We start from the raw sequence: 13,085 nt of genomic DNA, 5'->3' as shown, positions 1-13,085 counted from the left end.
CCAGGCACCAGGCACCAGGCACCAAGGAGACATACCGTGCCCTTCAGTTCCAGCAACGCGCCCTACCCTGCCAACGAGCCCCTGCCTTCGGGCAATGCTTTTTCGGTACTGGTGGTCGAAGACCAGGGGTCCGTGCGCGCGGCGCTGGTGGCCGAACTGCGGCGGGCGGGGGTGTCAGACATCTTCGAGGCACCCAAGGGCCAGGCTGCGCTGCATCTGTTCAAGACCCACCGGCCCGATCTGGTGCTGCTGGACATCAAGCTGCCGGGCCAGGATGGCTACTGGGTGGCGCAGCAGATGCGTGAGAGCGAGGCGGGGGACTGGACGCCCATCATCTTCCTGTCGGGCCTGGACAACGAACTGGATGTGTGGCGCGGCATTGAGGTGGGGGGCGACGACTACCTGGTCAAACCCGTCAAGCCCATCGTGCTGATGGCCAAGCTGCGCGCCATGCGGCGGTTGCTGGACATGCGCCGACGGCTGGTGTCGATGTCGGCCGAGTTGCATGTCGCCAACCAGCGGCTCAACGAGATGGTGGAAATCGATGCGCTCACGGGCCTCGTCAACCGCCGCGGGTTTGACCGCATCCTGCACAACGAGATCCTGGCTGCGCGACGCGACGGCACGCCGCTCACGCTGATGCTGTGCGATCTGGACCACTTCAAGCTTTTCAACGACGCCAGCGGCCATGTGCAAGGAGACGCCTGCTTGAAAGAGGTGGGCCGACTGTTGCGCGAGGTCTGTGTGCGCCCCCGGGACGTGGCCTCGCGCTACGGGGGGGAAGAGTTCGCACTCATCCTGCCCAACACGCCCCGCTCCGGCGCCATGACCTTTGCACGCGCCCTCGGGCAGCTGCTCAAGGTGCGCGCCATTGCACACGCAGACTCCCCACTGGGCGACACACTGCCCCTGTCGGGTGGCATCACCACCTGCGTGCCCGACGACAGCACCAACGCCGAGAGCATGATCATGCGGGCCGACCAGGCGCTCTATGCCGCCAAGGCCCAGGGCCGCAACCGCTTCTTCAGTTTTGAAATGCAAATGGACACCGTGGAGCAATTGCGCAATTGAGTTTCTTCCACTTCTTCTCGTTCGACGCGACTGAACGCAACGCCCGTACCGCCGTCTCCCGCATGCAAGTTCTGAAAACCCGACTGCCCGAGTGGATGCAGGACTGGCTTGAGGTCATCATTCCTGGCTCGCAGATCCTGCTGATTCTGTTTGTCGCCTGGCTGTTGCAGCGCACACTGAGGCGCCTGGTGCGCCGTGCCAGCGCCCACTACCAGTTGCCCAATGAACTGCTGGTGCCCATCAACGGCCTGATCCGCTGGCTCATCATTGCCAGCGCCGCGCTACTGGTGCTGGAGCGCATGGGGGTGTCGGCCACGGTGCTCTGGACCGCCTTCACCGGTTTTGCCACCGTGGGTGCCGTCGCGTTCTTCGCGGCCTGGAGCGTGCTGTCTAACCTGTTTTGTGCGCTGCTGATCTTCACCGTGCGGCCCTTCAAGATCGGCGACTACATCGAGGTGCTGGACACCGCAGAGAAGCCTGGCGCCAAGGGGCGCGTGGTGGACATCAACCTGCTTTACACCACGCTGGAAGACCACGGCGCAGCCACCGGTCACACGGCTTGGCTGCAGATTCCGAATGCGCTGGTGTTCCAGCGCGTGGTGCGCAGGTTTCAAGGAGTGCCGCCGCCCCCTGCCCCGCCTGCGGCCACTGCGGATGCGGCAGCCAATGCCTCACCGGCCGCACCGACGCCTGTGACGCCAGGGCCCTTCAACACGCCCTAGCGGGTAACACACTCGGCACCGCAAGGGGGGGCGCCGAACCGGACACACCACCACCACACGCGGGTCAGGGCAACAGGTCCAGCGCCTGCAGGTAGGCAGGCTGGTACATCAGTTCATCCCAGGCCTGCGGCAGGGTTTCGGGCAGCAGCGCCAGGCGGCGGGATTCGCTATCCACACTGGGCTGCCAGCGCCCCTGGTTGCGGGCGTTGTCGAGGCCCGTGATGAGTTCGTCCACCGCCTTGCCATCGCCCACGCTCTGGTTGCACAGCAGCACCAAGTCGCAACCCGCTTCCAACGCCGCCACGGCGGCATCGGTGTAGCTGACCACCTGGCCGTCCAGGCGGCGGGCCCCTTCCATGCTGAGGTCGTCGCTGAAGATCGCGCCGTCAAAACGCATCTCGCGGCGCAGGATGTCTTGCAGCCAGCGCTGCGAGAAACCGGCGGGGCGGCTGTCCACCTTGGGGTAGATCACATGGGCCGGCATCACACTGGTGAGCGTGCTGCTGAGCCAGGGGTAAGGCGCCGCATCGTCGGCCAGGATGGCCTTGAGGCTGCGCTTGTCTACGGGTACCTCGGTGTGCGAGTCCGCCTTGACAAAGCCGTGGCCAGGGAAGTGTTTGCCGCAGTTGGCCATGCCCGCCTGCAGCAGGCCGTGCATGAGGCTCTTGGCCAGCAGCGCCACCACACGGGGGTCGCGGTGGAAGGACCGGTCTCCAATCACTCCGCTTTCGCCCCAATCCAGGTCGAGCACGGGCGTGAAGCTGAAGTCCACACCGCAGGCGCGCAATTCGGTACCCAGCACATAACCCGCCGCCGTGGCCGCATTGGTGGCGCGCAGGGCGCCGCTGCCGGGCACAGCCTTGGCGCCCTTGCCGTCATCCATCCACATCTCTCCCAGCGCGCGCATGGGCGGCAGGTGGGTGAAACCATCGGTGCGAAAGCGCTGCACGCGGCCGCCTTCGTGGTCCACACAGATCAGCAGGTCGTCGCGCACGGCCTTGATGCTGCTGGTGAGCTGCAGCAGCTGTGCGCGGTTTTCCCAGTTGCGGGCAAACAGGATGACACCACCCGTGAGTGGGTGCGCCAGGCGGCGGCGGTCATCGGCACTGAGGGTGGTGCCAGCGACGTCGAGGATCAGGGGTGCGTGTTCAGTCATGGGACGTTTCAAGGGTCAATTGCGACTCAATTGATAGCTATCAGCACATATGAATCATGCGCTTCAAGGTAATTTGGTTTGGATTTTTTCTACCACACAGAAGCTGGCGACGTAGTCGGTTTCGTCGGTCACGCTCAGGTGCGCCTGCAGCCCTTGGGCCTCAAACCATTCCTTGAGCGCGCCGTGCAGCACGATGACAGGCTGGCCGCTGCGTAGCTTGGCGACCTCGCAGTGGCGCCAGGTCATGGGCATGCGCATGCCCAGACCGATCGCCTTGCTGAAAGCCTCCTTGGCCGAGAACCGGGTGGCCAGGTAGCGCAAACCCCGGTCGGGCCTGCGCGCGCTGCGTTCACGCCAGGTGGCCAGTTCGCCCTCGGCCAGCACCTTTTCAGCAAAGCGGTCGCCGTGGCGCGCCAGACTGGCCGCGATGCGGCGCACGTCGCAGATGTCGGTGCCGATGCCGTAGATCATGAAATCTCAATCAAAATGGCTGGAAGCGCTAGTGAAACATGCCTCTGCAGCTATCAAATCAGGAGTTCCCAGCACCCACAAAGCCCTGGGCAATGCAGTCCAGGTACGCCTGCACGGTTGCGGCGTAGCCCAGCTCCAGCGCATCGGCAATCAGCGCATGACCAATCGAGACCTCCAGAACGCCCGGCACTTCGCGCACAAAAGCCGCAAGGTTGTCCCGGTTGAGGTCATGGCCAGCGTTGACGCCCAATCCGACGTCCAGCGCGGCCTGGGCGGCTGCGGCATAGCGTTTGAGCTCGGCCGCCTGATGTGCCGATCCCCAGGCGGCGGCATAGGGCTCGGTGTACAGCTCCACCCGGTCGGCTCCCACGGCCTTGGCCGCTGCCATTTGCTCGGGGACCGGGTCCATGAAGAGGCTCACGCGCACACCCAGGGCCTTGCATTCGGCCACCAGGGGCACCAGGCGCTCGGCATCTTGCGGAAAGCTCCAGCCGTGGTCGCTGGTGAACTGGTCCTCGCTGTCAGGCACAAAAGTCGCCTGTTGGGGGCGCACCTGGCGAATGAAATCCATCAGGTTCTGCGACGGGTTGCCCTCGATGTTGTATTCGCGGTCGGGCCATGCCTTCATCAGGGTTGCCAGCTCATGCACGTCCTGGCCGCGGATATGGCGTTCGTCGGGCCGGGGGTGCACCGTGATGCCCTGCGCACCCGCTTGCAGGCACAACTCGGCCGCGCGGGTGACGCTGGGAATGCCCAGGTGTCGCGTGTTGCGCACCAAGGCCACCTTGTTGACATTGACGGACAAGGCGGTGCGCTGTGGAGAGTGAGAGGATGGATTCATAGGGCCTGCAAATCAATCATGAGCTGGCGGGTGCGCAGCGTCGGGCTGCCGCAATGGTATTGCAGCAGGGCACGCAGCTGCGGCTTGAGTTCGGCCGCCACGGGGGCACATGCGCGCAAGGTGGCGGTGTAGCTGGCCACGTCGTCCAGGCCATGCTGCAGGGCCCGCCACTGGCTGCCCAGCAGGCCTGCGCGATCCGCTGCCGACGCGGCACGCAAGCCGCCTTCGGGCACCAGGGTGTAGCGGGTGCCCGGCTCCAGGGGGGCGAAGGTCATGGTCTGCACGTCCAGTCCCGGCAAGAGGCCGATCTCGCGCAGGAGCAGCAGCTCAAAACTGCGCAGCACCGCCTCGAGCGCATCGCCATGCTCGCTGGCCAGCACGCGCACCACCCCTGCATAGGCATCAAACAATGCCGGGTGCGGGTCTGCCCTCGCCAGCAGGCGCAGCAGCAGTTCATTGAGGTACATGCCCGACAGCAAGGCATCTCCCGTGGGCATCACATGCCCCCCCACCCATTCAGCGCCCTTGAGCGTGTGGATGTCCGCATGGCCATCGCCCGTGAGCGTGTAGGTCACCAGCAAGGGCTGCAGCGGCAGCAGCACCGGGCGGAAGTTGGAGCTGGGCTTCTTGGCCCCTTTGGCCACGAGTGCGGTCCGCCCTTGCTGGCGGCAGAAGACTTCCAGGATCAGGCTGGATTCGCTCCAGTCGTAGCTGTGCAGCACGAACGCAGGTTCATCAGAAATGCGCTTGGCTACGGCCACGGTGCTGCGGGGATGAATGGTACGGAGGGATCGCCCGTGACGCCTGCTGCGGGGTGTGTGCGCAGGAAGACGGGGAAGTCAGCTTTCGGGGTTATTCGTAGCCGAAGGAGCGGACCCGGGCTTCGTCATCGGCCCAGCCGGAGCGGACCTTGACCCACAGCTCCAGGAACACCTTGGCGTCCATGAGCTTTTCCAGCTCCTGGCGGGCCTCGGTGCCAATGCGCTTCAGGCGCTCGCCCTTGTCGCCAATGACCATCATCTTGTGGTTGTCACGCTCCACCACGATGGTGGCGGCAATCTTGACCAGGCGTTTGTGCTGCTTGCTCTTTTCCTCATCGAACTTGTCGATGACCACGGTCGAGGTGTAGGGCAGTTCGTCGCCCGTGAAGCGAAACAGCTTCTCGCGCACGGTTTCAGAGGCCAGGAATTTCTCGCTGCGGTCGGTCAGTTCATCCTCGCCATACCACCAGGCCTGCTCGGGCAGGTATTTGGCGCAGATGCCAAACAAACGCTCGATGTCGCCCTTGTTCTTGGCTGACATGGGCACGAACTCGGCAAACGGATGGCGCTCCTGCATGCTCTTGAGCCAGGGGGCCAGCTCGGCACGGCGGTGCACCATGTCCAGCTTGTTGGCCACCAGCAGCGTGGGAATGCCCGGCTTGAACAGCGAAAGCACCTTGGCATCCGCCAGCGTGAAGTTGCCGGCTTCCACCACAAAAAGGATCAGGTCCACGTCGCCAATCGCGCCCATCACAGTCTTGTTCAGCGACTTGTTGAGTGCGGTGGCGTGCCGGGTCTGGAAGCCAGGGGTGTCCACAAAAATGAACTGCGTCTGGTCCAGGGTGCGAATGCCCGTGATGCGGTGGCGCGTGGTCTGCGCCTTGCGCGAGGTGATGCTGATCTTTTGCCCCACCAGGGCATTGAGCAAGGTGGACTTGCCCACGTTGGGCTTGCCAACAATGGCGATCACACCACAGCGTTGGCCAGGCACAGCCGCCGGAGCCCCCGCAGCAGACAGCATGGCTTCCAGATCGTTTTGCACCGGGGCGCTTTCAGCACCCTGGTCAGGAGCTACATCTTTGGTAGCGTCATTCATAAATTCTTTGCTTTCAATGTGGCCAGCATGGCCGCGGCGGCGGCTTGCTCGCCTGCCCTGCGGGAACCGCCGATGCCACGCTCGGTCAGGCCCAGTTCGGGAATATCGCACTCGACGTCAAAGGTCTGGCGGTGGGCCGCACCCACCGTCGCGACCACCTTGTACTGCGGCAGCCTCATTTTGCGGCCCTGGAGCCACTCCTGCAACGCGGTTTTGGCGTCCTTGGATGCTGCCTGCATCTGCGGGTTGATCTCCACGCCCTGGAAAAGACGGTGCACCAGCGCTTCTGCGCTGGTGTAGCCAGCGTCCAGATACACCGCGCCGATCAAGGCCTCCAATGCGTCCGCAAGGATGGAAGGGCGCTGTTGCCCCCCTGATTTCGCCTCACCCTCTCCGAGGCGCAGTACCTCTGAGACTTTGAGCCGCACCGCCAACTGGTGCAACGTGTCCTGCTTGACCAGATTGGCCCGCACCCGCGACAAGTCCCCCTCGGGCAAGGCAGACAAACGCTGGTACAGCAGGCTGGCCACCGCCAGGTTCAAAACCGAGTCGCCGAGAAATTCAAGCCGCTCGTTATGGTCCGCAGAGAAACTGCGGTGTGTGGTGGCACGCTGGAGCAGCGAAGGATCGGTAAACACATGCTGCAGGCGATCCTGCAGAGCTAAAAGACCGGGCTGCACCTAGTTGGTCTGCGCATCAAAGCGGTAGACCAGATAGGCTGGGCCCGCCAGGGGAATCTCGCGCGAGTATTTGAACGACACCACCACCTTGTCGCCTCGCTTCGTTACCTCAAGGTCTGACCCCTTGATGGATTTGATGTCGTCAATGGCCGCAGCACGATCAAACGCAGCGCGCACCCCGGGCACCGTACTCTCCACCTTGGCCTTCTCAATGGCCTTCTTCGCAGAGGTGTACTCCAGAAAAATCGGCACCGACTGTCCGCCAATGGCAAATGCGGCCACAGCGATCAGCCCCACAAAAATCAGCCCGAAAAACGACAGCCCGCGTTGGCTTGAGCGGCTTGCAGTGCGATATGTCTTCATCAATGACCCCCTCAATGTTATTGGCAAGCGCCCGCACTCAATGGAACGAGCCGATGCGCTTGAGATTACCGAAATTCATCCAGACAAAAAAGGCCTTGCCCACGATGTTGCCCTCGGGCACAAACCCCCAGTAACGGGAATCGAGCGAGTTGTCGCGGTTGTCGCCCATCATGAAATAGTGCCCCTCCGGCACCTTGCAAGTGACACCTTCTACACTGTAGCGGCAGTTTTCGCGATAAGCAAAATTGCTGGCGCCTTGTACAAAAGCGGGCACGTCGGGATTGTTCAGCAACCGATGCGGCTGATCACCCAGTTTCTCTTCAAACTGCTTGAAGTAACGCATGGAGTCTTCTTCAAAGAAGTCGGGCAACGCCTTGGTGTCAATAGCTTTACCGTTGATGGTGAGGCGCTTGTTGATGTAGGCCACCTCATCGCCCGGCACCCCTACGACACGCTTGATGTAATCCATGCTGGGCTGTGGTGGATAACGGAACACCAGAACATCGCCGCGAACGGGCCTGGATCCCTCCGTCAACCGTGTGTTGATGACAGGCAGTCGAATGCCATAGGTGAATTTATTCACCAAAATCAGGTCGCCAACGAGCAGCGTTGGGATCATGGAGCCCGATGGAATCTTGAAAGGCTCGAAAAGAAACGAGCGCAAAAAAAACACCGCAGCGATGACTGGGAACAACCCCGCAGTCCAGTCCAGCCACCAGGGTTGCATGAGGATGCGGCCCTGGGCTTCCTGCACATCCACATCCACCTTCTGGATGCCCATGCGATCCAGCTCCGCACGCCGCTCAGTTGCTGCGTCCTCGATGGCCTGCGCCGCGCGGCGCCGCCGAGGCAGAAAATAAATGCGCTCTGCCAGCCAGTAGATGCCGGTGACGACCGTCGCCAGAAACAAAAGCAGTGCAAAGTTGCCCTCGATAGCTCCGGTATACCAGGCACCGATATAGCCCACGAAGGCCGCCAGCACCAGTGACGTCAAAATTTGCATGAATTGCATCAATCTTCCACCTGCAAAATGGCCAGGAATGCCTCTTGAGGCACCTCGACCGATCCGATCTGTTTCATGCGCTTTTTGCCAGCTTTCTGCTTCTCAAGAAGCTTGCGTTTGCGGGTGATATCGCCGCCATAACATTTGGCCAACACGTTTTTGCGCAGTGCCTTGATGGTCTCGCGCGCAATGATGTTGGCGCCAATGGCCGCCTGGATGGCCACGTCATACATCTGGCGGCTGATGATCTCGCGCATCTTGGCAACCACTGCCCGGCCGCGGTACTGCGACTGCGAGCGGTGCACGATGATGGACAAGGCATCCACCTTTTCTCCGTTGAGCAGGATATCAACCTTCACCACATCGGAGGCACGGTACTCCTTGAACTCGTAGTCCATGGAGGCGTAGCCGCGCGAGACCGATTTGAGTTTGTCAAAGAAGTCGAGCACGATTTCACCGAGCGGCATTTCGTAAGTGAGCATTACCTGGCGACCGTGGTACGCCATGTTCATCTGCACGCCACGCTTCTGATTGGCCAGCGTCATCACCGGGCCCACATAGTCCTGCGGCATGTACAGATGGACCGTCACGATAGGCTCGCGGATTTCCTCCAGACGACCCTGGTCAGGCATCTTGGAAGGGTTCTCGACCATGATCACTTCGCCGTCGGCCTTGACCACCTCATAGACCACACTGGGGGCCGTCGTGATGAGGTCCTGGTCGAATTCGCGCTCCAGCCGCTCTTGCACGATCTCCATGTGCAACAGTCCAAGAAAGCCGCAGCGGAAGCCAAAGCCCAGCGCCTGACTCACCTCGGGCTCATAGTGGAGCGAAGCATCGTTGAGCTTGAGCTTTTCCAGGGCGTCACGCAGCGAGTCGTACTCGCTGGCTTCGGTGGGGTAAAGACCTGCGAACACCTGGGGCTGGATCTCCTTGAAACCAGGCAGCGCGTCCGTAGCAGGCCCTGCATTGTTGGGGAGCTTCTTCTCGAGCGTGATGGTGTCACCCACCTTGGCGGCCTGCAGCTCCTTGATGCCGGCAATGATGTAGCCCACCTGCCCTGCATCGAGGGAATTGCGCGGCTCGTTGGCGGGCGTAAACACCCCCAGGTTGTCGGCGTTGTACACCGCGCCCGTGGCCATCATCTTGATGCGCTCGCCCTTGAGCAAGCGGCCATCGACCACACGCACCAGCATGACCACCCCGACGTAGCTGTCGAACCAGCTGTCGATGATCATCGCGCGCAGCGGGCCATCGGCATTGCCACGTGGTGCGGGCACCTTGGCAACAATCGCCTCCAGAATCTCATCGATTCCCATACCGGTTTTGGCAGAGCAAGGAATCGCGTCGGTGGCATCAATGCCGATCACATCTTCGATCTCGGCCTTGGCATTGTCTGGATCAGCGTTGGGCAGATCCATCTTGTTGAGCACCGGCACCACTTCCACACCCAGATCCAGAGCGGTGTAGCAGTTGGCCACAGTCTGCGCTTCGACCCCCTGCGATGCATCCACCACCAACAGCGCACCCTCGCATGCAGACAGCGAACGACTCACCTCATATGAGAAGTCCACATGCCCTGGCGTGTCGATCAGATTGAGGTTGTAGACCTGCCCATCCTGAGCCTTGTACTGCAGCGCAGCGGTCTGCGCCTTGATGGTTATCCCACGCTCTTTTTCGATATCCATCGAGTCCAGAACCTGGGCCTCCATCTCACGGTCTGCAAGACCTCCGCACCGCTGAATCAAGCGGTCGGCAAGCGTCGACTTGCCATGGTCGATGTGCGCAATGATGGAAAAATTTCTGATGTGATTCATCAACGGAAAGCGTCAAGTGATTGAATTAAAACAGTGCGCACAAGAAAAAAGGGCGCGTCGAATGGCGACGCGCCCTGAACCAACAATCATTGGCAACTGCGATAGTTGGAGCTTCATTGTAGGCAAAAAGGCCGCCTGAAAAAGCCCGCCCCTCGGCATCCAAGGGAAGTTGCCAGGGTGCAACAGGAATTTTATACACAGTTTATACACAGTCTGCACAAGAACAACGCTGGACAACTTGTGGGTGAGCTGTGGATCAACTGTGCATTGCTCAAAAACATCCCACATCGTGAACAGAGCGTCCGTCGATATGCAGATAAGCGTTGAACGCAAGTCTCTATTCTATCGAAACTGGTTGATGGACCTCTGAAAAGTTAGCAAAAGCTAACATCTAGACTGGTGTGGACGTCTCCTACCAACCCCTCAAAAAAACCAGGCACCGACAATGGCCCCCTTGAAAAGTAGGGAATGGCCCGACTCCGGGCCATCCTCGTTCTCGCTTGTGGCGCTTATCTGCCGGGCCGAATCAGCGCGTACTGAGCCCACTCGCCGCGGCGATACAGCACGTTGATGGACTTGCTCTTATCAGCCTTGGACAGCACGGATTCAAACTCTTTCACGCCCGCCACTTCGGTGTTGGCAACCGACAGGATGATGTCCCCTTCCCGAAGGCCAGCGCGTGCTGCCGCGTCCGTGGCGGTCGCCACGACCACCCCGCCCTTGAGCTTGAGTTCCTTCTTCTGGGCATCCGTCAGTTCCGTCACTGACAAACCGATCTGCTGCGCAGCGGCAGAGGCCTTGGGTTTCTCCTCGCGCTCGGCTACTTTGGTGGCGGGCTTGTCAGGTTCGATCTCCGCGATGGTGATGGCCAGATCGCGGGATGCACCGCGACGGAACACCGTCACCGAACTGCGATTGCCTGGTTTGGTGTTGCCCACAAGGCGCGGCAGGTCTGCCACCTTCTCGATGGGTTTGCCATCAAAGCGCGTGATGATGTCGCCCGCCTCCACACCCGCTTTGTCGGCAGGCGATCCTGCCTCCACGCCCGTCACCAGAGCGCCCTGCGACTTGCCCAGGCCAATCGACTCAGCAACATCCTTGGTGACTTGCCCGATCTGGACACCGATACGGCCACGCGTCACACGGCCCGAAGCACGCAGCTGCTCACTCACACGGATGGCTTCATCCATGGGGATGGCGAACGAGATACCCATGAATCCGCCAGAGCGGGAATAGATCTGGCTGTTGATACCCACCACCTCACCACGCATGTTGATGAGCGGCCCGCCAGAGTTTCCGGGGTTGATGGCCACATCCGTCTGGATGAAGGGCAGGTAGTCACCCGTATCGCGCTGCTTGGCGCTGACGATGCCCGCAGTGACCGTGTTTTCCAGCCCAAAGGGTGAACCGATCGCCATCACCCACTCGCCCACTCGGAGGCGACTCACATCCCCCACTTTCACAGCAGGCAATCCTGACACCTCGATCTTCACAACGGCCACGTCAGTGCGCTTGTCAGCCCCCACGATGCGCGCCTTGAACTCACGCTTGTCCGTCAAGGTCACAATGACCTCGTCAGCGCCTTCAACCACATGCGCGTTGGTCATCACAAACCCGTCAGAGGTCAGAATGAAACCCGATCCCACTCCACGTGGCTGCGCCTCTTCTTCCTGTTGAGGCCGTTGAGGCCGCTGTTGACGCGGAGCATTGGGGATGGGTACCCCAAACCGGCGAAAGAATTCCAGCATCTCTTCGTCCATGCCATTGGCGTTGGCTCGACTGGACGCTTTCTCGACGGTGCGGATGTTGACCACTGACGGCCCCACCTGATCCACCAGATCGGTGAAATCAGGCAAACCCCGAACCAGCGGTGCAGGTTGTGCCAACGCCGCATGGGGCGCTACCGAGACCGTGGCCAGACCACCCATCAGGCATGCCACTGCCACCGAACGCAACATACTTCCATCAAACTTCGGCATCTTCGACCTTTCTTGATTCTTGGCGAATGCTGTTCACGAATTGTGTGTGACTGTGAAGAGTGTGACGCCAAATGGTTCCCCGCATTCGTCACGCCCTCCATGCCCACACAAACCGCCAAATGACCGGATATGGCGGCCCGCAGTCGTCTGCAGCGCGGCTGTCAGCGCAGGCGCTCCAGCTGACCTACAAAAAGGCGTAGCGTCTGCAGAGGCACCTCTCCCACTGCGGTCAACCACGTGTCTGACGGCCCACGCTGGGCTACCAGCTGTGTGGCGCCCATGCTGGACACCTGGGGCTGCGTGGGATGGCGCTGCGGGTCGAAGGGCTCCAGAAACAACGACACCGAGGCCAGTCCATCGGAGTACAGGCACTGCAAGACACTGGAGGCATCCGGAGCGTCAGACACCGCCCGTCGGTGACAGCTGACAGGCACAAACCCGGCCACGGGCTGGCGCAAGGCCCAGCCTTCGGCCTTTGCCGTAGTTTTGACCACTGAGGGTGCTACTACCTTGTAACCCGACGTCGCGTCCATCAGACGCGTCAGTTGATCAACCTTCACCGGCGCATTGAGATCCAGCTCGGAAAAAGCCGCTTGCTCCAAGACCCGACCATCAGCCGCCAGCGTCTGCAGCTTCACCACCAACCCGGTTTCGCGCTCGCTCCAGAGCCGATAACCGAAACGCAGGGTATCCGTAGGCTGAAACCAGACCACGTCCGACACGAAGCCAGCCACCCGCTCCTGCCCCAGCAGGCGGGGCGTGTAAAACTGGGCGATCGATGTACCGCTGACCACAGGTACGCGCGGAAAGAGCCCAGATGCATCGCGACGGTCTGACCGCACAACGCGCGCCTGGGGCAGGAAGGTACGAACTTCGTCGTTACGGCGATAGACCGTGCGCGGAGTGCCACTGAGCGATTCAACCCGCTCCAATTGTTGCTGGCCATCGCATGCGTGCCAGATGCGTGAGCTGGACATGGCGCCGTTGGCCGACAACACCACAAAGGTTCCGGCATAGGCTCGGCTGCACGGTGCGCTGTGCATGCGCTCGATCCACTGCGCCATGTCGCGCTCGGCCACTGCAGTGGTAGTTGACTCAGAGGATGCGGCAGGAGCCCCCGCCACA

13 protein-coding genes are annotated in these 13,085 nt (G+C 61.4%); 2 read left to right on the top strand and 11 right to left on the bottom strand.

Annotation, left to right across the window (positions count from 1 at the left end):
* Window positions 1-36 precede the first annotated feature (36 nt).
* Both C8C95_RS16680 and C8C95_RS16675 read left to right on the top strand, forming a co-directional pair.
* Window positions 37-1,071 carry a diguanylate cyclase gene (locus C8C95_RS16680; protein WP_116749312.1) on the top strand — a complete coding sequence of 345 codons (1,035 nt, stop codon included), beginning with the start codon at window positions 37-39 and terminating at the stop codon, window positions 1,069-1,071.
* A gap of 62 nt (window positions 1,072-1,133) precedes the next feature.
* Entirely contained in the window at window positions 1,134-1,793 is a 660-nt protein-coding gene (locus C8C95_RS16675) for a mechanosensitive ion channel family protein (RefSeq protein WP_116750328.1), read from the top strand.
* Between the two features lie 64 nt (window positions 1,794-1,857).
* Here the strand turns inward: C8C95_RS16675 and nagZ are convergent, their stop codons facing one another.
* From nagZ to C8C95_RS16620, 11 genes are all read right to left on the bottom strand, one after another.
* Complete coding sequence (nagZ, locus tag C8C95_RS16670; protein ID WP_056061394.1) at window positions 1,858-2,949, bottom strand: beta-N-acetylhexosaminidase; 1,092 nt, start codon at window positions 2,947-2,949, stop codon at window positions 1,858-1,860.
* A gap of 63 nt (window positions 2,950-3,012) precedes the next feature.
* Window positions 3,013-3,420: a holo-ACP synthase gene (gene acpS / locus C8C95_RS16665; protein ID WP_116749311.1), complete on the bottom strand. Its 408-nt coding sequence runs from the start codon at window positions 3,418-3,420 to the stop codon at window positions 3,013-3,015.
* Between the two features lie 58 nt (window positions 3,421-3,478).
* Window positions 3,479-4,261, bottom strand: a complete 783-nt coding sequence (locus tag C8C95_RS16660) for a pyridoxine 5'-phosphate synthase (protein WP_116749310.1) — start codon at window positions 4,259-4,261, stop codon at window positions 3,479-3,481.
* The gene (recO, locus tag C8C95_RS16655) at window positions 4,258-5,022 is read right to left on the bottom strand and encodes a DNA repair protein RecO (protein ID WP_116749309.1); all 765 of its coding nucleotides are present in this window, start codon (window positions 5,020-5,022) and stop codon (window positions 4,258-4,260) included. The genes C8C95_RS16660 and recO overlap by 4 nt, the downstream gene beginning before the upstream one ends.
* A gap of 91 nt (window positions 5,023-5,113) precedes the next feature.
* Window positions 5,114-6,118, bottom strand: a complete 1,005-nt coding sequence (gene era / locus C8C95_RS16650) for a GTPase Era (RefSeq protein ID WP_116749308.1) — start codon at window positions 6,116-6,118, stop codon at window positions 5,114-5,116.
* The gene (rnc, locus tag C8C95_RS16645; protein ID WP_116749307.1) at window positions 6,115-6,798 is read right to left on the bottom strand and encodes a ribonuclease III; all 684 of its coding nucleotides are present in this window, start codon (window positions 6,796-6,798) and stop codon (window positions 6,115-6,117) included. The genes era and rnc overlap by 4 nt, the downstream gene beginning before the upstream one ends.
* Window positions 6,799-7,161, bottom strand: a complete 363-nt coding sequence (locus tag C8C95_RS16640) for a DUF4845 domain-containing protein (protein ID WP_116749306.1) — start codon at window positions 7,159-7,161, stop codon at window positions 6,799-6,801. It lies immediately after the preceding gene.
* Window positions 7,162-7,198: 37 nt separating this feature from the next.
* Complete coding sequence (lepB, locus tag C8C95_RS16635; RefSeq protein WP_116749305.1) at window positions 7,199-8,173, bottom strand: signal peptidase I; 975 nt, start codon at window positions 8,171-8,173, stop codon at window positions 7,199-7,201.
* The gene (gene lepA / locus C8C95_RS16630; RefSeq protein ID WP_056061364.1) at window positions 8,173-9,981 is read right to left on the bottom strand and encodes a translation elongation factor 4; all 1,809 of its coding nucleotides are present in this window, start codon (window positions 9,979-9,981) and stop codon (window positions 8,173-8,175) included. The genes lepB and lepA overlap by 1 nt, the downstream gene beginning before the upstream one ends.
* A gap of 509 nt (window positions 9,982-10,490) precedes the next feature.
* A complete protein-coding gene (locus C8C95_RS16625; RefSeq protein WP_116749304.1) occupies window positions 10,491-11,960 on the bottom strand; it encodes a Do family serine endopeptidase in 1,470 nt (489 codons plus the stop codon).
* Between the two features lie 161 nt (window positions 11,961-12,121).
* On the bottom strand, window positions 12,122-13,039 hold the full coding sequence (locus C8C95_RS16620) for a MucB/RseB C-terminal domain-containing protein (RefSeq protein ID WP_243415711.1): 918 nt from the start codon (window positions 13,037-13,039) through the stop codon (window positions 12,122-12,124).
* Between the last annotated feature and the right edge of the window lie 46 nt (window positions 13,040-13,085).

The sequence above is a fragment of the Acidovorax sp. 99 genome, from assembly GCF_003096455.1.
GTDB classification, from domain to species: Bacteria; Pseudomonadota; Gammaproteobacteria; order Burkholderiales; family Burkholderiaceae_C; genus Acidovorax; species Acidovorax delafieldii.
Note: the sequence above shows the minus strand (reverse complement) of the source record. Positions and strands in the feature narration are given on the sequence as shown.